At 68.8% G+C, this 18,069-nt stretch carries 16 protein-coding genes and 1 other RNA gene; 16 read left to right on the plus strand and 1 reads right to left on the minus strand.

The annotated features are described in order from the left end of the window. The first annotated feature begins 127 nt into the window (after window positions 1–127). Entirely contained in the window at window positions 128–748 is a 621-nt protein-coding gene (locus tag ABIE41_RS12535; RefSeq protein ID WP_192640745.1) for a transglycosylase SLT domain-containing protein, read from the plus strand. Between the two features lie 66 nt (window positions 749–814). Further along, an RNA gene (gene rnpB / locus ABIE41_RS12540) (RNase P RNA component class A) lies at window positions 815–1,205 on the plus strand. A gap of 177 nt (window positions 1,206–1,382) precedes the next feature. On the opposite strand, the gene ABIE41_RS12545 is transcribed toward rnpB, so the two are convergent. Next, entirely contained in the window at window positions 1,383–1,805 is a 423-nt protein-coding gene (locus ABIE41_RS12545; RefSeq protein ID WP_192640746.1) for an organic hydroperoxide resistance protein, read from the minus strand. A gap of 204 nt (window positions 1,806–2,009) precedes the next feature. Between ABIE41_RS12545 and ABIE41_RS12550 the strand changes: the two genes are divergently transcribed. The 14 genes from ABIE41_RS12550 to murB all read left to right on the plus strand — a co-directional run bounded on the left by ABIE41_RS12550 (window position 2,010) and on the right by murB (window position 17,961). Next, complete coding sequence (locus tag ABIE41_RS12550; RefSeq protein ID WP_192640747.1) at window positions 2,010–2,471, plus strand: MarR family winged helix-turn-helix transcriptional regulator; 462 nt, start codon at window positions 2,010–2,012, stop codon at window positions 2,469–2,471. Window positions 2,472–2,811: 340 nt separating this feature from the next. After that, window positions 2,812–3,285 carry a division/cell wall cluster transcriptional repressor MraZ gene (locus tag ABIE41_RS12555; RefSeq protein WP_354192114.1) on the plus strand — a complete coding sequence of 158 codons (474 nt, stop codon included), beginning with the start codon at window positions 2,812–2,814 and terminating at the stop codon, window positions 3,283–3,285. Next, the gene (rsmH, locus tag ABIE41_RS12560; protein WP_192640749.1) at window positions 3,285–4,343 is read left to right on the plus strand and encodes a 16S rRNA (cytosine(1402)-N(4))-methyltransferase RsmH; all 1,059 of its coding nucleotides are present in this window, start codon (window positions 3,285–3,287) and stop codon (window positions 4,341–4,343) included. The genes ABIE41_RS12555 and rsmH overlap by 1 nt, the downstream gene beginning before the upstream one ends. After that, window positions 4,340–4,726: a cell division protein FtsL gene (gene ftsL, locus ABIE41_RS12565; protein WP_192640750.1), complete on the plus strand. Its 387-nt coding sequence runs from the start codon at window positions 4,340–4,342 to the stop codon at window positions 4,724–4,726. The genes rsmH and ftsL overlap by 4 nt, the downstream gene beginning before the upstream one ends. After that, window positions 4,723–6,483, plus strand: coding sequence for a peptidoglycan D,D-transpeptidase FtsI family protein (locus ABIE41_RS12570; RefSeq protein WP_192640751.1), 1,761 nt, complete (start codon window positions 4,723–4,725; stop codon window positions 6,481–6,483). The genes ftsL and ABIE41_RS12570 overlap by 4 nt, the downstream gene beginning before the upstream one ends. A 38-nt stretch (window positions 6,484–6,521) precedes the next feature. Beyond that, window positions 6,522–7,976, plus strand: coding sequence for a UDP-N-acetylmuramoyl-L-alanyl-D-glutamate--2,6-diaminopimelate ligase (locus ABIE41_RS12575; RefSeq protein ID WP_192640752.1), 1,455 nt, complete (start codon window positions 6,522–6,524; stop codon window positions 7,974–7,976). Then, window positions 7,973–9,397, plus strand: coding sequence for a UDP-N-acetylmuramoylalanyl-D-glutamyl-2,6-diaminopimelate--D-alanyl-D-alanine ligase (locus ABIE41_RS12580; protein WP_192640753.1), 1,425 nt, complete (start codon window positions 7,973–7,975; stop codon window positions 9,395–9,397). Before ABIE41_RS12575 ends, ABIE41_RS12580 begins: the two co-directional genes overlap by 4 nt. A gap of 20 nt (window positions 9,398–9,417) precedes the next feature. After that, window positions 9,418–10,500, plus strand: a complete 1,083-nt coding sequence (gene mraY, locus ABIE41_RS12585; protein WP_192640754.1) for a phospho-N-acetylmuramoyl-pentapeptide-transferase — start codon at window positions 9,418–9,420, stop codon at window positions 10,498–10,500. Between the two features lies 1 nt (window position 10,501). Continuing rightward, entirely contained in the window at window positions 10,502–11,932 is a 1,431-nt protein-coding gene (gene murD, locus ABIE41_RS12590; RefSeq protein WP_192640755.1) for a UDP-N-acetylmuramoyl-L-alanine--D-glutamate ligase, read from the plus strand. 131 nt (window positions 11,933–12,063) lie between these two features. Next, window positions 12,064–13,248, plus strand: coding sequence for a MalY/PatB family protein (locus tag ABIE41_RS12595; RefSeq protein ID WP_192640756.1), 1,185 nt, complete (start codon window positions 12,064–12,066; stop codon window positions 13,246–13,248). A 108-nt stretch (window positions 13,249–13,356) separates the two neighbouring features. Further along, window positions 13,357–14,490: an FtsW/RodA/SpoVE family cell cycle protein gene (locus ABIE41_RS12600; protein ID WP_192640757.1), complete on the plus strand. Its 1,134-nt coding sequence runs from the start codon at window positions 13,357–13,359 to the stop codon at window positions 14,488–14,490. A gap of 10 nt (window positions 14,491–14,500) precedes the next feature. Beyond that, window positions 14,501–15,595: an undecaprenyldiphospho-muramoylpentapeptide beta-N-acetylglucosaminyltransferase gene (murG, locus tag ABIE41_RS12605; protein ID WP_192640758.1), complete on the plus strand. Its 1,095-nt coding sequence runs from the start codon at window positions 14,501–14,503 to the stop codon at window positions 15,593–15,595. A gap of 24 nt (window positions 15,596–15,619) precedes the next feature. Continuing rightward, window positions 15,620–17,041, plus strand: a complete 1,422-nt coding sequence (murC, locus tag ABIE41_RS12610; RefSeq protein ID WP_192640759.1) for a UDP-N-acetylmuramate--L-alanine ligase — start codon at window positions 15,620–15,622, stop codon at window positions 17,039–17,041. Beyond that, window positions 17,038–17,961, plus strand: a complete 924-nt coding sequence (gene murB / locus ABIE41_RS12615) for a UDP-N-acetylmuramate dehydrogenase (protein WP_192640760.1) — start codon at window positions 17,038–17,040, stop codon at window positions 17,959–17,961. Before murC ends, murB begins: the two co-directional genes overlap by 4 nt. The last annotated feature ends 108 nt before the right edge of the window (window positions 17,962–18,069 follow it).

The raw sequence follows: 18,069 nt of genomic DNA on the forward strand, positions 1-18,069 counted from the left end.
CGTAAATCGGCTCCGGAAGGGGGTAAATCGAGCGTTTTTGCGAATCGTGGAACAGATTCTCGTCACATTTACTGATCACTGGACTGCGCCTTCCAGCCAATAGGCGGCAGCAAAGGTTCAGTCGATCATGCGGTATACCTCCAGCGGCGCTCTAGCCGTCGTCGCGATTTGCCTCGCATCGCTTCAGCCGGCCCAGGCCCAGGTCAATGACGAGACGGACGCCCGTGCGTTCATCGTCCGGGAAGCCGAGATCCAGCGGGAGAAGGCGGCGGAAGCGACGGGCGAAGCCAAGCCGGAGACGGACACCGCGCGTTCGGAGAGCGCCGACGAAAAGAAGGCCAAGCCGGTGCGCGCTGCGCTGGCCGCGCCGGCCGGGTCCGAGGGGCTGAAGGCGCTGGTCGCGCGCCATGCCGCCGCCAATGGCGTGCCGTTCTCGCTGGCGGATGCGATCGTGCGGGTCGAGAGCCGCTACAATCCGCGTGTCGCCCATGCCGGCAATTATGGCCTGATGCAGATCCGTCATCAGACGGCGCGGGGCATGGGCTATTCCGGCGGTGCCGGTGGCCTGCTCGATGCCGAGACAAATGCCCGCTACGCGATGAAATATCTCGCGCTGGCCTACCGCGCGGCCGGCGGCGACACCTGCCGCACCATCATGAAATATCAGAGCGGCCACATGGCCACGCGCATGAGCGGCGCCAACCGCACTTACTGCGCCAAGGTGCGGACGATCACCGCCAGCAACTGACGCGTGCCGCGCCTTCGCGCCGCATCGCCTTGACGCAGGCCCTGGGAGCGCGCACTAGCCCTCCCGCCAGTCGGCCGGACGGCCGCTCTTGTTCGCAAGGGAGGAAAGTCCGGGCTCCACGGAAAAACGGTGCCGGATAACGTCCGGCGGGGGCGACCCCAGGGAAAGCGCCACAGAGATCGAACCGCCTCGCGCTTCGGCGCGCGGTAAGGGTGAAAAGGTGCGGTAAGAGCGCACCGCGGACCCGGCAACGGGGACGGCATGGCAAGCCCCACCGGGAGCAAAACCGAATAGGGACGATGCTTCTCGCGCAAGCGGGAAGGGGCCTTTTCCGGGCCTTGTCGTCCGGGTTGGTTGCTCGAGGCGCGCAGCAATGCGCGTCCCAGAGGAATGGCCGTCACGCCGGGGGAGCGATCTCCCGGCCATCCAAAACCCGGCTTACAGGCCGACTGGCACCTCAACCGCCGGATATTCTACTCCGGCAGGCATCTGACGCGGCTTTCTGCGCTTCCGGTGCTCACGGACCGACGTCCGCTCCGCTCCGGTTCTCGAAAGCCACGCCAGCTGCCTCACCGGAGCGAATCTTCGACCGGTCTCGGGCATCCCAAGGCCTTGAAAACAGGCCCCGTCGGCGTCACGCCACCTTGAGGTCGACCTCGATGTTGCCCTTGGTCGCGTGCGAGTAGGGGCACACGACATGGGCCTTCTGGACGAGGTCCTCGACCACGGCCTTGTCGACGCCCGGCACCGAGACGGTGAGCGTCACGGCCAGGCCGAAGCCGGCGCCGTCATCGCGCGGGCCGATGCCGACATCGGCGCTGACCTTCGCATCGTCGGGAATTTTCACCTTCTCCTTGCCGGCAACGAATTTTAGCGCGCCGAGGAAGCAGGCCGAATAGCCCATCGAGAAAAGCTGCTCGGGATTGGTGCCCTCGCCGCCGCCGCCGCCGAGCTCCTTCGGGGTGTTGAGGACGACGGTGACGTTGCCGCTGTCGGTCGCGGCCTTGCCTTCGCGGCCGCCGGTGGCGGAACCGTGAGCGGTGTAAAGAACCTTCATGGCGAACTCCTTCGTTGGTAGGCCGCCGGGGCCATCCCCGTCCACGACCGGATGATCTTGCGGGGTCGATTTATATCGTGCACAATTGAATTGTCAACGATTGAACCGGATCAGCTCACGCCGAGTTGTTTGAGCTGGCGGATGCTGGTTCTTCGCTGCGGCACGAGCCCGGATCGGGCGCGAGGGGCGGATAGGGAAGCGATCATGTCGAAAAAGGTTCCCGGTCGGGCCACTCCGAGGCTGGAAGAGCAGCTCTGCTTCGCCGTCTACCGGACGGGCCAGGCCTTCACGCGGATGTATCGCTCGGTGCTGGCGGAAACCGGGCTCACCTATCCGCAATATCTGGTCATGCTGGTGCTGTGGGAAGGTGACGGGCTCACCGTGAAGGCGCTGGGCGAGCGGCTGTCGCTCGATTCCGGAACGCTGACGCCGCTGCTCAAGCGGCTGGAGGCGGCCGGGCTGATCCGGCGCGAGCGCGACCGCAGCGACGAGCGCCAGGTGTTGCTCTATCTCACGGAGGCGGGGGAGGGGTTGCGCGAGAAGGGGGCCTGCGTGCCCGAGGCCATGGGCCAGGCGATCGGCGCGGCCCTTCCGCCGGATGGGCGGCTGCTTATGGATCTCGCCGTGCTGCGTGCAACCCTGCTCGCCGCGAGCGACCCGGACTGATCCCAGGATAATTTTTGGGGGTGTTTTCAGGGACTGCAGCGGCCGCGCCAGCCGTCGCAGGCACGGAATCGCGCGTGGTTACGGATACTTAACCTTAACGGGCTGTGATGACGAACAGCCCATGCAGCGGCGTCTGCGCGGGCGCGATTCCGTTGACGCCCATGCAGGCCCATGCTATCCCAAATCATCCCGTCGAAGCCGGCAGGCAGCCAACAGATCAGGGTCCGTGTGCCGCGCGGAAACTGGTCAATCGCGGCGCCTTGCCTGCTTCGACGGGAGGCTACCGCCCCGCAGCTTTCGCGGGCGAGCGGCCAGCCGGGGAGCAGGCCGGGAGGCGGCGTTGACGGACCGCTTCGTCTCGAATTTCACCAACCGGCTGGATGCCAAGGGCCGCGTCTCGATCCCGTCGAGCTTCCGCGCCGTGCTGGCCAAGGACGGCTACGAGGGGCTCTACGTCCATCCGGCGCTCGATCTGGCGGCCTTCGATGCCGGTGGTCACGCCTTGCGCAAGACGATCGACGACATTCTGGCGCGCTTCTCGCCCTTCTCGGAGGAGTGGGAATCGCTGTCGACGGCGCTCAACGGCACCTCGGAGGTGCTGAGGGTCGATCCGGAGGGGCGCATCATGCTGAGCGAGGCGCTGCGCGCCCATACCGGGATCACCGACATCGTGACCTTCGTCGGGCATGGCCACAAATTCCAGATCTGGGAACCGGCGCGGTTCCAGGCGCATCTCGATGCGGCGAAGGCGAAGCTGCGCGACGTCAAGCGCGCGCTGAGCGTGCCGCCGCCAGCCAGCGGATCGGCGGGTTAATGTCGGGCCGCATCAAGAGCCGAGCGGGCCAGTCCGCCGCCGAGGTGGACGGGGCCGCGCCCCATATCCCCGTGCTGCTCGCCGAGGTTTTGAGCGCGCTCGCGCCGAAGCCGGGCGGGCGCTATCTCGACGGCACCTTCGGGGCCGGCGGCTATGCCCGCGCGATCCTCGAGGCTGCGCCCGATGCGAGCCTGCTGGCACTCGACCGCGACCCGACCGCCATCACCGGCGGCGCAGGGCTGGTGTCCGAGATGGCCGGGCGGCTGACGCTGGCGCAGGCCCGCTTCAGCGAACTCGCCGAGGAGGCGCAGCGCTTCGACCGCGTGCCGCTCGACGGCATCGTGCTCGATATCGGCGTTTCCTCCATGCAGATCGACCAGGCGGAGCGGGGCTTCTCGTTCCGCTTCGACGGGCCGCTCGACATGCGCATGGGCCGCGACGGCCGCAGCGCCGCCGACCTCGTCAACGAGGCGGAGGAGGGCGTTCTCGCCGACATCTTCTATCACTACGGCGAGGAGCGTCGGTCCCGCGCCGTCGCCCGCGCGATCATCGAGGCGCGGCGCAAAGCGCCCATCGAGACGACGAAACAGCTCGCCGACCTCGTCGCCAGCATCGTCTGGGCGGAGCCGGGCGGGCCACATGCCGCGACGCGGGTGTTCCAGGCGCTGCGCATCGCAGTCAATGACGAACTCGGCGAGCTCGTGCGTGCGCTGCATGCGGCGGAAGAGGTTCTGGCGCCGGAAGGACGGCTGGTCGTCGTCACCTTCCACTCGCTGGAAGATCGCATCGTCAAGCAGTTCCTGGCCGAGCGCTCCGGGCGCGCCCCGGCAGGCTCCCGCCACGCGCCGGTGGTGATGGCGGCGCAGCCGACCTTCACCCTCGTCAGCCGCGGGCCGGTCGCGCCGTCGGAGGCCGAGATGCGGCTCAATCCGCGCGCCCGCTCGGCCAAGCTGCGTGCCGCCGCCCGCAACGAGGCGCCGCCGCGCCCGGCCGATCCCGATCTCGTCGCGCTCGCCGGCCTGCCCGAGCCGCAGCCCCGCCGGAGGCCCCGCGCATGATCAAGCTGCTCCATCTCGTCGCCATCGGCGCGCTCGTCTCCTCGGCCTTCTACGCCTACACGATCAAGTACGAGACCACGCTGGAGGCCGAGCAACTCCAGAAGATCCGGATGAAGGCGCAGCGCGAGCGCGATGCCATCGCCGTGCTCAAGGCCGAGTGGCAGTATCTCAACCGCCCGGACCGCCTGCAGGCGCTGGCCGACCGCCATCTCGACCTGCAGCCCTTCTCGGTGACGCAGGTCGTGCGCATGTCGGACGTCCCCAATCGCGGCCCGAAGGTCGACGCCATCGGCCGCAAGCTCGAAGATCTCGGCCTCGGCGTGCCGACGGAGACGCCACGCGACCGCAAGCCGAGCGCGACCACGCCGGGAGGCCGTCCATGAGCGAGACTCCGACCCACACCGTCGAACACGCGCCGGAGGCCACCCCGCCGCGCCGTTTCGGCGCCCTCCGTGACGTCTTCCGGATGAGCGGCGAGAAGAGCCAGCCGCGCGTCGGCCTGGTCATCCTCGGCTTCTCGGCGCTGTTCCTGGCGATCACCGGCCGGCTCGTGATGCTGGCGACCGTTGGCAACGAGCAGGTCGGCCTGCGCCGCGCCACCTCGACCGCGATCTCGGCGGCACGACCCGACATCGTCGACCGCAATGGCGACGTGCTGGCGACCGACATCCGCACGGTCTCGGTCTTCGCCGAGCCGCGGAAGATCCTCGACAAGGACGAGGCGACTGAGCTGCTGACCGCCGTCCTGCCCGATCTCGACGCCAAGGACCTGCGCGACAAGCTCGCCACCAAGAAGGGCTTCGTTTGGGTCAAGCGCGAGATCACGCCGCGCCAGCAGGCCGAAGTGCACCGCCTCGGCATCCCCGGCGTCGGCTTCGTGCCCGAGAACAAGCGCGTCTATCCCAACGGCACGGCCGCCGCCCATGTGCTGGGCTTCGCCAATGTCGACAATGTCGGCATCGCCGGCATCGAGAAATACATCGACTCGCATGGGCTGCAGGATCTGAACGGCGCCGGCCTCGCCACGCAGGCCTCCGATCTCAAGCCCATGACGCTGTCGATCGACCTGCGCGTCCAGCACGCGCTACGCGACGAGCTTTCGAAGGGCCTGGAAAAGTACAAGGCAATCGCCGCGGCCGGCGCGATCATGGATGTGAACACCGGCGAGATGATCGCGCTGGTGTCGCTGCCCGATTTCGATCCCGGGAATCCGGTCGATGCGCTAGAGAAGGACCGGATCAACCGGATGAATGTCGGCGTCTACGAGATGGGCTCGACCTTCAAGGCGCTGACCATCGCGATGGCGCTGGATTCCGGCAAGGCCAACATCAATTCGAGCTATTCGACCGCCGGCGGCATGATGCGGTTCGGCCGGCAGGTCATCAAGGAGTATCACGGCACGGGCCGGACGCTGACCGTGCCCGAGGTCTTCCTGCACTCGTCGAACATGGGCTCGATCAAGATGGCGCTGGCCGTCGGCGTCGAGGGGCACAAGGCCTTCCTGCGCAAGATGATGCAGCTCGACCGGATGACGACCGAGCTGCCCGAAAGCGCGGCACCGATCGTCCCGCAGCGATGGGGCGAGATCAACACGGCCACCATTGCCTTCGGCCACGGCCTCGCCGTCGCGCCGCTTCAGGCGATGGCGGCGGTCGGTGCGCTGGTCAATGGCGGCACCCTGATCACCCCGACCTTCCTGAAGCGGTCGGAGGAGGAGGCCAAGCGCAGCGGCGTGCGGGTGATCAAGCCCGAGACCTCCGAGGCGATGCGCTTCATCATGCGCCTCAATGGCGAGAAGGGCTCGGCCCGCAAGGCCGACATCGCGGGCTATTTCGTCGGCGGCAAGACCGGCACGGCCGAGAAGGTCATCAATGGCCGCTACGCCAAGAACCGCAACTTCACGACCTTCACGGCGATCGCGCCTTCCGACAAGCCGCGCTACCTCTTCCTCGCCATCTATGACGAGCCGAAGGGCTATGCCGAGAGCGGCGGCTATTCGACCGCCGCCTGGAACGCCGGCATCACCACCGGCAAGGTGATCGAACGCACGGCGCCGATCCTCGGCCTGCCGCCGCGCTTCGAGCCGCCGACCGCGCCCTTCCCGCTGATGGCGCGGCTGGGGGCCTGGGGCACGCGCTGACGCTTGCCGCAGGCCGGGCTCCACGCTAGCGAGCGATCATGACAGAAGCCTTCAGCCTCGGCCGCCTGTTTCCGGGAGCCTTCCCTGCGGATGCCTCGCGCGAGGTCGCGGGCGTCGCCTTCGACAGCCGCAAGGTGCGGCCGGGCGAGGTCTTCGTCGCGCTCGCCGGCGCCAAGGCGGACGGCGCGCGTTTTATTCAGGACGCCGTCGGCAAAGGCGCCGTCGCGGTGGTCTCGGGCGGGCCACGCCCGGATGGGCTCGATCCGGCCGTCGCCTTCGCCGAGGTCGCCGAGCCGCGCCTGGCGCTCTCGCTGGCCGCCGCGCAGGTCCATCCCCGCCAGCCGGGCACGATCGTGGCGATCACCGGCACCAGCGGCAAATCCTCGGTTGCCGATTTCACCCGGCAGATCTTCCAGTCGCTGGGTCACGAGGCGGCGAGCCTCGGCACCATCGGCATCGTCACCGCCAAGGGCGCCGATTACGGCTCGCTGACGACGCCGGACCCGCTCTCGCTGCACGCCTCGCTCGACCGGCTGGCCGGGGAGGGCGTGACCCATCTCGCCATGGAAGCCTCCTCGCACGGGCTCGACCAGCACCGGCTCGACGGCGTCAGGCTGGCGGCGGGCGCCTTTCTGAATCTGGGGCGCGACCATCTCGACTATCACCCGACGGTGGCCGACTACCTCGCCGCCAAGCTGCGGCTCTGGTCGCTCTTGCCGAAGGGCGCCCCGGTCGTGATCAACCGCGACGAGCCTTTTGCGCAGGAAGCCGCGGATGCGGCCCTGGCCGCCGGGCACCGGCTCGTCGGCATCGGCCGCAAGGGCGAGACGATCCGGCTGGTGGCGAGCGCCCGCGACGGCTTCTCGCAAAAGCTCACCGTGTCGGTCGATGGACGCGAGCATCGGGTGACGCTGCCGCTGGTCGGCGACTTCATGGCCGGCAACGCGCTGGTAGCCGCCGCGCTCGCCATTGCGACCGGCGACGACACCGAGCGCGCGCTGCAGGCGATCGCGGGGCTGACCGGCGTGGCGGGGCGGCTGGAGCGCGTCGGCGAGCCGAAGGGCGGTCTGGTGGTCGTGGATTACGCCCACAAGCCCGATGCGCTGGCAGCTGTGCTCTCGACCCTGCGAGGCTATGCGACCGGGCGCCTGATCTGCGTCTTCGGCTGCGGCGGCGACCGCGACACCGGCAAGCGCCCGGTGATGGGCGCCATCGCCGCCGAGAAGGCCGACATCGCCATCGTCACCGACGACAATCCGCGCAGCGAGGACCCGGCCGCGATCCGCGCGCAGGTGATGGCGGCCTCGCCGAAGCTGCGCGAGATCGGCGACCGGGCGGAGGCGATCCGCGCCGGCGTCGCCATGCTCGCGCCCGGCGATGTTCTGGTGGTGGCCGGAAAGGGCCATGAAACCGGCCAGATCATCGGCGACCGGACCTTTCCCTTTTCCGACCAGGACGTGGTGCGGACGGCTATCGCGGAGATCGCAGGATGAGCGCCCCTCTCTGGAGCGGAGACGAACTGGTCGCGGCGCTGGGCGCGCGGGCCGAAGGCCCTGTGCCGGCAGCCATCTCCGGCATCTCGATCGACACCCGCACGCTGGAGCCGGGCGACGCTTTCTTCGCCATCACCGGCGAGGCGCGCAACGGGCATGATTTCGTGGCAACCGCCCTGGAGAAGGGCGCTGCGCTCGTCGTGGTGGACGAGGCACATGCAGCCCAGTTCGCCGGCAAGGGGGCGCTCGCCATCGTGCCCGACGTGCTGAAGGCGATGGAGCGGGCCGGCAGCGTCCGCCGCGCGGAGCTGAAGGCCGGCGTGCTCGCCGTCACGGGCTCGGTCGGCAAGACCGGCACCAAGGAGGCGCTGCGGCTCATCCTGTCGCGCCAGGGCAAGACGCATGCGCCCGTCGCCTCCTACAACAATCACTGGGGCGTGCCGCTGACCCTGTGCCGGACGCCCCGGGACGTCGCCTATGCCGTGTACGAGATTGGCATGAACCATCCCGGCGAGATCCTGCCGCTGGCGCGACTGGTGCGCCCGCAGGTCTCGATCATCACGACGATCCAACCCGTTCATCTCGAAGCCTTCGCCTCGCTGGAGGGGATCGCCGAGGAGAAGGCAGGGGTGTTCTGGGAGCTGGAGCCCGGGGGCACCGCGATCCTAAACGCCGACATCCCGCAGGCTGATCTGCTGGAGCGCATCGCCCGGGCCGGCCCGGCCGGCGAGGTCATCCGCTTCGGCGAAAGCGCGGATGCCGATGTCCGGCTCGTCTCCTGCGCGCTGCGCTCGGACGTCTCGACGGTCGATGCGGTGGTGATGGGGCAGCCGATCACCTACCGGCTCGGCAGCCCCGGCAAGCATATCGTGCTGAATTCCCTCGCGGTTCTGGCGGCGGTGAAGGCCGTCGGGGCCGACATCGCGCTGGCGGCGCTGGCGCTGGGCGATCTGCGCCCGCCCGCCGGGCGCGGGGCCCAGCAGCGGCTGGAGGCCCCCGGAGGTGCCTTCACGCTGATCGACGAGAGCTACAACGGCAATCCGGCCTCGGTGAAGGCGGCGATCGAGAATCTCGGGCGCATTCCGGTCGCGGGGCGCGGCCGGCGCATCGCCGTGCTCGGCGACATGCTGGAGCTGGGGCCGACCGGTCCTGACCTCCACAAGGGGCTCGGCCCGGCGATCACCGCCAACGGCATCGACAGCGTCTTCGCCTGCGGTCCGCTGATGCGCGGGCTCTATGACAGCTTGCCTTCGACCCTGCGGGGGGCTTATGCCGCGCAGGCGAGCGGGCTCGAGCCGCTCGTGCTCGATGCCGTGCGGGCCGGCGACGTGGTGATGGTCAAGGGTTCGCTCGGTTCGCGCATGGGGCCGATCGTCAAGGCGCTGACGACCCGCTTCCCCACCCTGTCGGCCGAAGACTAGAACAAGAGACCGAAACAACGATGCTCGTCTGGCTCGCCGACTTCTCCGGGACATTCCCCGTCCTCAACGTGTTCCGGTACATCACCTTCCGGGCCGGCGGCGCCACGGCGACGGCGCTCCTCGTGGTCTTCTTCTTCGGACCCGCCGCGATCTCGTGGCTGCGGATCAAGCAGGGCAAGGGCCAGCCGATCCGCACCGACGGGCCGCAGACGCATCTCGCCAAGCGCGGCACGCCGACCATGGGCGGGCTGATGATCCTGGGCGGCCTGCTGGTGGCAACGCTGCTCTGGGGCAATCTGCGCAACCCCTATGTCTGGATCGTGCTCGGCGTGACGGTGAGCTACGGCGCCATCGGCTTCTACGACGACTATCTCAAGGTGACGAAGCAGTCGCATAAGGGCTTTTCGGGCAAGGCGCGGCTCGCCCTCGAGATGGCGATCGCGCTCTTCGCGTGCTGGGGCGTGATGCAGCTCGGGCCGCCGGCGATCGCATCTGGCTTCGCGATGCCCTTCCTCAAGGAACTCATCATCCCGCTCGGAATCTTTTTCCCGCTCGTCACGGCCTTCGTCGTGGTCGGCGCCGGCAATGCGGTGAACCTGACCGACGGGCTCGACGGGCTGGCGATCGTGCCGGTGATGATCGCGGCGGCGACCTTCGGCTTCATCTCCTATCTCGCCGGCAACGCGATCTTCGCCAACTACCTGCAGATCCACCATGTGCCCGGCGCCGGCGAACTCGCCGTGATCTGCGGCGCGATGATCGGCGCGGGCATCGGCTTCCTCTGGTTCAATGCGCCGCCGGCCCAGATCTTCATGGGCGACACCGGCTCGCTTGGCCTCGGGGGCCTGCTCGGCGTGGTGGCGGTGGCCACCAAGCATGAGATCGTGCTGGCGATCGTCGGCGGCCTCTTCGTGATCGAGGCGCTCTCCGTCATCATCCAGGTCTTCGTTTACAAGCGCACCGGCAAGCGCGTCTTCCTGATGGCGCCGATCCACCACCATTTCGAGAAGCTGGGCTGGACCGAGCCGCAGGTGGTGATCCGCTTTTGGATCATCTCCGTGGTGCTGGCCCTGATCGGCCTGTCGACACTGAAGCTGCGCTGAGATGACGCCGGTCACCTGTTTCGCGGGCCGGCGCGTCGCGCTGTTCGGCCTCGGTGGTTCCGGGCTCGCCACGGCGCGGGCGCTGATCGCCGGAGGGGCCCAGGTCGAGGCCTTCGACGACAATCCCGCCAGCCGCGACCGCGCGGCGGGCGAGGGGATCGCCGTGGTCGATCTGGCGACGGCGGACTGGTCGGCCTTCGACAGCTTCATCCTCGCGCCCGGCGTGCCGCTGACCCATCCCGTCCCGCACTGGACGGTCGCCAAGGCGAAGGCGGCTGGTGTCGAGATCATCGGCGATGTCGAGCTGTTCTTCCGGCAGCGCATGGCGACGGAGCCGGCTGCCCCTGTCGTCTGCATCACCGGCACCAACGGAAAGTCGACGACCACGGCGCTGGTCGCGCATGTGCTGCGCCAGGCTGGCCGCGACGTGCAGATGGGCGGCAATATCGGCACGGCCGTGCTGGCGCTGGAGCCGCCTTCGGCGAGCCGCGTCCATGTCATCGAGTGTTCGAGCTACCAGATCGACCTTGCGCCTTCGCTGGCGCCGAGCGTCGGCATCCAGATGAACCTGACGCCGGATCATCTCGACCGGCACGGCACCTTCGAGGCGTATGGGGCGATAAAGGAGCGTCTGGTCTCCGCCGCGGACGTCGCCGTCATCGGCGTCGACGACGAGCCGTCCAAGCAGATGGCGCGGCGGCGCGCGGCGTCCGGCCGCAAGCTGGTCAAGATCAGCGGCGAGCAGCCGCTCGACGACGGCGTCTTCGCCGGCGTGACCGCCAATGCCGGCACGCTGGAGACGCGGATCGTCCAGGTGCTCGACGGCAAGCCCCGCATCGTCGCCAATCTCGCCGGCATCGGCTCGCTGCGGGGCTCGCACAACGCGCAGAACGCAGCGGCTGCGTTCGCCGCCTGCTTCGCGCTGGGGCTCACGGCCGAGCAGATCGCGGCGGGCTTGGCCAGCTATCCCGGTCTGGCGCATCGCATGGAGGAGATCGGCCGGATCGGCCGGGTCGTCTTCATCAACGATTCCAAGGCGACCAATGCAGATTCGACCGAGAAGGCGCTGACCTCCTTCCGCGACATCTTCTGGATCCTCGGTGGCAAGGCGAAGGAGGGCGGCATCGAATCCCTGCGCCGCTACTTCCCCAACATCGCCCGGGCCTATCTGATCGGCGCGGCGAGCGATCTTTTCGCCGCGACCTTCGACGACGACAGGCGCGTCGCTTACGAGCGCAGCGGCACGCTCGATGTCGCGCTGGCGAACGCTGCGCGCGATGCGCTGGCCCATCCGGGCCGCGGCGACATCGCCGTGCTGCTCTCGCCGGCCTGTGCCTCCTTCGACCAGTTCCCGAATTTCGAGGTACGCGGCGATGCGTTCCGGGCGCTGGTGAAGGCGCTGCCGGGCTTCCAGCCTCCGGGAAACGTCTAGGATCGGGACGCCGGCTTTACCGCTGCGGCATGACGGCCATCCGCAGCGGGACTGGCCTCGAGGCCCGCAACGCGACATGGCTGCTGAGCGAGCCCGGCGCGCCGGACCCGCCGAGCGAACGAGGACAGACAATGAGCAGCGCCCCGAATTTTGACGAGCGGATCGACCGCCGCGGCACCCATTCCTCCAAATGGGACATGATGGAGCCGATCTACGGCGTGCCCGCGTCAGACGGCATCGCCATGTGGGTCGCCGACATGGATTTCCGGCCGCCGTCCTGCGTCCAGGGGGCGCTCGAGGGCATGGCCTCGCACGGGCTCTACGGCTATTTCGGCGACACCAAGGCCAATCACGACTCGATCCGCTGGTGGATGCAGACGCGTCATGGCTGGGAGGTCGAGCTGGCCTCGATCTTCACCGTGAACGGGCTCGTCAACGGCACGGCGCTCTGCGTCGCCGCCTATACGAAGCCCGGTGACGGCGTCGTGCTAATGACGCCGGTCTATCACGCCTTCGCCCGCGTCATCTCCGCGGCGGGCCGGCAGGTCGTCGAATGCCCGCTCGCCATCGAGAACGACCGCTATGTCCTCGACATCGCCGGCTGGGACGCGATGATGACCGGCAAGGAGCGCATGCTGATGCTGTGCTCGCCCCACAATCCGGGCGGCCGGGTCTGGACGCGAGAGGAGCTGCGCGCGATCGCGGATTTCTGCGTCCGCCACGACCTGATCCTGGTCTCCGACGAGATCCACCACGATCTCGTCATGCCCGGCCACAAGCATCAGGTGATGGCGCTGGCCGCGCCGGAGATCATGGATCGGCTGGTGATGATGACCGCCACCACCAAGACCTTCAACATCGCCGGCTGCCATGTCGGCAACATCATCGTCCCGGACAAGGCGCTGCGGGCGCCGCTGGCGGCTGCGATCAACGCCGCTGGCGTTTCGCCGAATTCGTTCGGCATGATGATGGCGACGGCAGCCTACAGCCCCGAGGGGGCGGAGTGGGTCGATGCGCTGGTGGCCTATCTCGATGGCAACCGCCGGCTCTTCGAGGAGGGTGTGAGCGCCATCCCCGGCGTGCGGGCGCTGCCGCTCGAGGCGACCTATCTCGCCTGGATCGACTTCGCCGGCACCGGCATGGCAACCCCCGAATTCACGGCCCGCGTCGAGAAGCAGGCGCGGATCGCCGCCAATCACGGGCCGAGCTTCGGCAAGGGCGGCGCATCTTTCCTGCGCTTCAACCTCGCGACGCCGCGGGCCTCGGTGGCCGAGGCGGTGGAGCGTTTGCAGCGGGCCTTCGGCGACCTGCAATAGCGCTGGCATGCGGGGCTTCGGAATCATTCCGTTAACCCTTTGTTGACAGAGTGATTCGGATTGGGAGCGGAGCCTTGTGCCGCTCCACGCCTGCTCTGGAGCCCCGTCATGGTCTCGCGCGCCGAACCTTCTCTCAGCGGCCGCTGGTGGTGGTCGATCGACCGCGTCATCCTGAGCGCGCTCGTCGCGCTCATGGTCTCGGGCGTCGTGCTGCTGATGGCCGGCGGGCCGCCCGTCGCCGAGCGGCTGGGCCTCTCCACCTTCCATTTCGTCAACCGCCAGGCGGCCTATCTCACGGTGGCGCTGACGATTTTCGTCGGCGTCTCCTTCCTGACGCCGCGCCAGGTCCGGCGCCTGGCGCTGCTGCTCTTCACCGTCTCGCTCGCGATGGTGGTGGCGACGCTCTATCTCGGCGTCGAGGTCAAGGGTGCGCGGCGCTGGCTGACATTGGGGCCGATCGGCTCGGTCCAGCCCTCCGAATTCCTCAAGCCCGCCTTCGTCGTGCTGGCCGCCTGGGCCTTCGCCGAGGGCACGCGGCGTCCCGACCTGCCGGGCACCTGGATCGCCTTCCTGCTGCTGCCGGCGACGATCGCGCCGCTCGTGCTCCAGCCCGATTTCGGACAGACCATGCTCGTCACCCTGGTCTGGGCCGGGCTGTTCTTCGTCGCCGGGCTGCACTGGTTCTGGGTGCTGGGCCTCGGCGGCGCCGGCGCGGTGGGCATCCTGATCGCCTACCAGCTCGTGCCGCATGTGCGCGCCCGCATCGAGCGCTTCATGGACAAGGGCTCGGGCGACACCTTCCAGATCGACACCGCGCTGGAGAGCTTCGCCCAGGGTGGCTGGCTCGGTAAGGGGCCGGGCGAGGGAACGGTCAAGCGCATCCTGCCCGACGCGCATACCGACTTCATCTTCGCCGTGACAGCGGAGGAGTTCGGCATCGTCGTCTGCATCCTGCTGGTGATGCTGTTTGCGCTGATCGTGCTGCGGGCGCTGTTCGTGGCGCAGAAGGCCGAGGACCCCTTCATCCGCCTCGCCGTGACGGGGCTTGCTCTGCTCTTCGGCATCCAGGCTGCGATCAACATGATGGTCAACCTGCACATGATGCCGGCCAAGGGCATGACGCTGCCCTTCATCTCCTATGGCGGCTCGTCGCTGATCTCGCTGGCGATCGGGACCGGGTTCCTGCTGGCCCTGACGCGCAAGCGGCCACGCGCCGTCGATTTCGGCTCCTACAGGCGCTGAGGCCGGGCTGATGGCACAGGGCAAGCTCGTGATGCTGGCTGCCGGGGGCACCGGCGGCCATCTCTTCCCCGCCGAGGCGCTGAGCCATGTGCTGCGGGCGCAAGGCGTGCGGGTCGTGCTGATGACCGACCCGCGCGGCGCGGGGTTCGCCGGCGACTTCCCGGCCGATGCCGTCATTCCCGTGCCGTCGGCGACGCCGTCCGGCCGCTCGATCAGTGGCAAGCTGCGCGGCGCGCTCGACATCGCCAGGGGCGTGCATCTGGCCCGCCGGGCGGTGCGCGAGACGCGTCCTGCGATCCTCGTCGGCTTCGGCGGCTATCCGACGGTGCCGCCGGTGCTGGGCGCGGCGCTCGCCGGGGTCAAGACGCTGATCCACGAGCAGAACGCCGTGGTCGGCCGGGCCAACCGCTTTCTTTCGCGCTGGGTCGACGCGATCGGTACCGGGTTTTCCGAGGTCGGCGGCCTGTCTCCCGGGGCGCAGGCCAAATGCCGCCATGTCGGCAACCCGGTGCGCCCGGCCGTGATTGCCGCTGTCTCGCCCTATGGCTGGCCGGGGGAGGGTGCCTTCAACCTGCTCGTCTTCGGCGGCAGCCAGGGGGCACGGGTCATGGCAGACATCGTGCCGCCCGCGATCCAGCTTCTGACGCCGGCGGAGCGGGCGCGGCTGTTCATCACCCAGCAGGCGCGCAGCGAGGATCACGAGCGGGTCGCCGGCATCTATGGCGAGCTCGGCGTCCGCTGCGACGTCGCGCCCTTCTTCAAGGATCTGCCGGCCCGGATGGCGCAGGCCCACCTCGTCGTCGGGCGCTCGGGTGCGTCGACGGTGGCGGAACTGACGGTGATCGGGCGGCCAGCGATCCTCGTGCCGCTGCCCGGCGCACTCGACCAGGACCAGGCCGCCAACGCCGCCTTGCTCGCCCAGGCGGGCGGGGCGCTGCGCATCCTGCAGCCCGATTTCACGCCGCGCCGGCTCGCCGACGAACTCTCCGGCCTGCTTGGCCAGCCGTCGCACTTGACGGTGATGGCCGAGAGCGCGAAGAGCGCCGGCATTCCCGACGCCGCAGAGCGGCTCGCCCGCCTGGTGACCGACGTCGCCGGCTTCTAAGACCTCATCAGGGATCACCACGCCATGAAACTGCCGCCGAAGCTCGGCCCCATTCATTTCGTCGGGATCGGCGGCATCGGCATGTCCGGCATCGCCGAGGTGCTGCACAATCTCGGCTACAAGGTTCAGGGCTCCGACGCCTCGGACGGCGCCAACGTCAAGCGCCTCGCCGAAAAGGGCATCACCACCTTCGTCGGGCACAAGGCGGAGAATCTCGGCGAGGCCGAGGTCGTCGTGGTCTCGACCGCGATCAAGCGCGACAATCCCGAGCTCGTCGCAGCGCGCGAGAAGCGGCTTCCGGTGGTGCGCCGCGCCGAGATGCTGGCCGAGCTGATGCGGCTGAAGAGCTGCATCGCGATCGCCGGCACGCATGGCAAGACGACGACGACCTCGCTGGTGGCGACGCTGCTCGAGAAGGGCGGGCTCGACCCGACCGTCATCAATGGCGGCATCATCAACGCCTACGGCACCAATGCCCGCATGGGCGAGAGCGACTGGATGGTGGTCGAGGCCGACGAATCGGACGGCACCTTCCTGAAGCTGCCCGCCGACGTTGCCATCGTCACCAATATCGATCCCGAGCATCTCGACCATTTCGGCACCTTCGACGCGATCAAGGCCGCCTTCCGCTCCTTCGTCGAGAACCTGCCCTTCTACGGCTTCGCGGTGATGTGCATCGACCATCCCACCGTGCAGGGCCTCGTCGGGCAGATCGAGGATCGCCGCGTCGTCACCTATGGCGAGAACCCGCAGGCCGATTTCCGGCTGATCGACATCGACCTCTCGGGCGGGCAGGCAAAGTTCACGCTCTTGATCCGTGACCGCAAGCGCGGCCGCGACGAGGTCGTCCGCGACCTGATCATGCCGATGCCGGGCCATCACAACGCGCTCAATGCGACCGCGGCGATCGCGGTGGCCTATGATCTCGGCATCCCCGTCGAGCGCATCCGCGCCGCGCTCGCCGGCTTCGGCGGGGTCAAGCGCCGCTTCACCAAGACGGGGGAGTGGAACGGCGCGCTGATCTTCGACGATTACGGCCATCATCCGGTCGAGATCGCCGCCGTGCTCAAGGCGGCGCGGGCCTCGACCAAGGGCAAGGTCATCGCCATCGTGCAGCCGCATCGCTACACGCGCCTGGCCAGCCTGTTCGACGATTTCGCCGCCTGCTTCAACGACGCCGACACGGTGATCGTGGCCGACACCTATGCGGCGGGCGAAGCGCCGATCGCGGGCGCCGACCGGGATTCGCTGGTGTCCGGCATCAAGGCGCGCGGACATCGCCATGCGCTGCCGCTGGACGGCTCCGACAAGCTCGCGGGGATGGTCGCCGAACTGGCCGGCCCGGGCGATTACGTCGTGCTGCTCGGCGCCGGCAACATCACCCAATGGGCCTATGCGCTGCCGGGCGAACTGGCGGCGCTGTCGCCGCCGAAGCCCGCCGCATGAGCTTCGCGGACATCACGCCGGCCATCCGCGCCGCGGCCCCCGATCTGCGCGGGCGCCTGCTCGCGAATGCCGAGATGGCGCCGCTGACCTGGTTCCGGGTCGGCGGACCGGCCCAGGTGCTGTTCACGCCGGCCGACGAGGCCGATCTCGCTCATCTCCTGGCGGGCCTGCCGCAGGAGATTCCGCTGACGGTGGTCGGGCTCGGCTCGAACCTGATCGTCCGCGACGGCGGCATTCCCGGGCTGGTGATCCGGCTCGGCGGCAAGGCCTTCGGCGAGATCACGATCGAACCGGGCGACCGGCTGCGGGCCGGCACGGCCGTGCCCGACGTCAAGCTCGCGCGGGCGGCGGCGGATGCGGCGCTCGACGGGCTGGCCTTCTACCGCGGCATCCCTGGCTGCATCGGTGGCGCGTTGCGGATGAATGCCGGCGCGCATGGCGGCGAAACCACCGACGTGCTGATCGAGGCCCGCGGCGTGACGCGCGCCGGCGCGATCGTGACGCTCTCCCATGCCGAGATGGGCTTTTCCTATCGCAGCAGCGGTGCCGATACCCAGGACATCATCTTCACCTCAGCGCTTTTCCAGGGGCGGCCGGGCGACAAGGCCGAGATCCAGGCCGAGATGGACCGCGTCACCGCCGCGCGCGAGGCCGCGCAGCCGATCCGGGAGCGTACCGGCGGCTCGACCTTCAAGAATCCGCCCGGTGGCAAGGCCTGGCAGCTGATCGACGCGGCCGGCTGCCGGGGCCTGCGGCGCGGCGGAGCCCAGGTTTCGGAGATGCACTGCAACTTCCTGATCAACACCGGCGGGGCGACGGCCGCCGATGTCGAGGGGCTGGGGGAAGAGGTGCGGCGCCGGGTGAAAGAGCATTCCGGCTACGAGCTGCACTGGGAGATCAAGCGGATCGGAGTGGCCTGAGGGCCGCTCCGGCCGCCGCTGCGCGTCACCGCGCCGGTCGCCGCCCCCGCGAAGATTCCGCACGCGATCCCCATCTCCCGCGCACGAACTTTACCAAAAATTTACCAG

Source organism: Bosea sp. OAE506 (genome assembly GCF_040546595.1).
Lineage (GTDB): Bacteria > Pseudomonadota > Alphaproteobacteria > Rhizobiales > Beijerinckiaceae > Allobosea.

Excerpts from the sequence above, each read along its gene's own strand:
- ABIE41_RS12535 (WP_192640745.1), top strand. The coding sequence starts at position 128 with ATGCGGTATACCTCCAGCGGCGCTCTAGCCGTCGTCGCGATTTGCCTC.
- ABIE41_RS12545 (WP_192640746.1), bottom strand. The coding sequence starts at position 1,805 with ATGAAGGTTCTTTACACCGCTCACGGTTCCGCCACCGGCGGCCGCGAA.
- ABIE41_RS12550 (WP_192640747.1), top strand. The coding sequence starts at position 2,010 with ATGTCGAAAAAGGTTCCCGGTCGGGCCACTCCGAGGCTGGAAGAGCAG.
- rsmH (WP_192640749.1), top strand. The coding sequence starts at position 3,285 with ATGTCGGGCCGCATCAAGAGCCGAGCGGGCCAGTCCGCCGCCGAGGTG.
- ftsL (WP_192640750.1), top strand. The coding sequence starts at position 4,340 with ATGATCAAGCTGCTCCATCTCGTCGCCATCGGCGCGCTCGTCTCCTCG.
- ABIE41_RS12570 (WP_192640751.1), top strand. The coding sequence starts at position 4,723 with ATGAGCGAGACTCCGACCCACACCGTCGAACACGCGCCGGAGGCCACC.
- ABIE41_RS12575 (WP_192640752.1), top strand. The coding sequence starts at position 6,522 with ATGACAGAAGCCTTCAGCCTCGGCCGCCTGTTTCCGGGAGCCTTCCCT.
- ABIE41_RS12580 (WP_192640753.1), top strand. The coding sequence starts at position 7,973 with ATGAGCGCCCCTCTCTGGAGCGGAGACGAACTGGTCGCGGCGCTGGGC.
- mraY (WP_192640754.1), top strand. The coding sequence starts at position 9,418 with ATGCTCGTCTGGCTCGCCGACTTCTCCGGGACATTCCCCGTCCTCAAC.
- murD (WP_192640755.1), top strand. The coding sequence starts at position 10,502 with ATGACGCCGGTCACCTGTTTCGCGGGCCGGCGCGTCGCGCTGTTCGGC.
- ABIE41_RS12595 (WP_192640756.1), top strand. The coding sequence starts at position 12,064 with ATGAGCAGCGCCCCGAATTTTGACGAGCGGATCGACCGCCGCGGCACC.
- ABIE41_RS12600 (WP_192640757.1), top strand. The coding sequence starts at position 13,357 with ATGGTCTCGCGCGCCGAACCTTCTCTCAGCGGCCGCTGGTGGTGGTCG.
- murG (WP_192640758.1), top strand. The coding sequence starts at position 14,501 with ATGGCACAGGGCAAGCTCGTGATGCTGGCTGCCGGGGGCACCGGCGGC.
- murC (WP_192640759.1), top strand. The coding sequence starts at position 15,620 with ATGAAACTGCCGCCGAAGCTCGGCCCCATTCATTTCGTCGGGATCGGC.
- murB (WP_192640760.1), top strand. The coding sequence starts at position 17,038 with ATGAGCTTCGCGGACATCACGCCGGCCATCCGCGCCGCGGCCCCCGAT.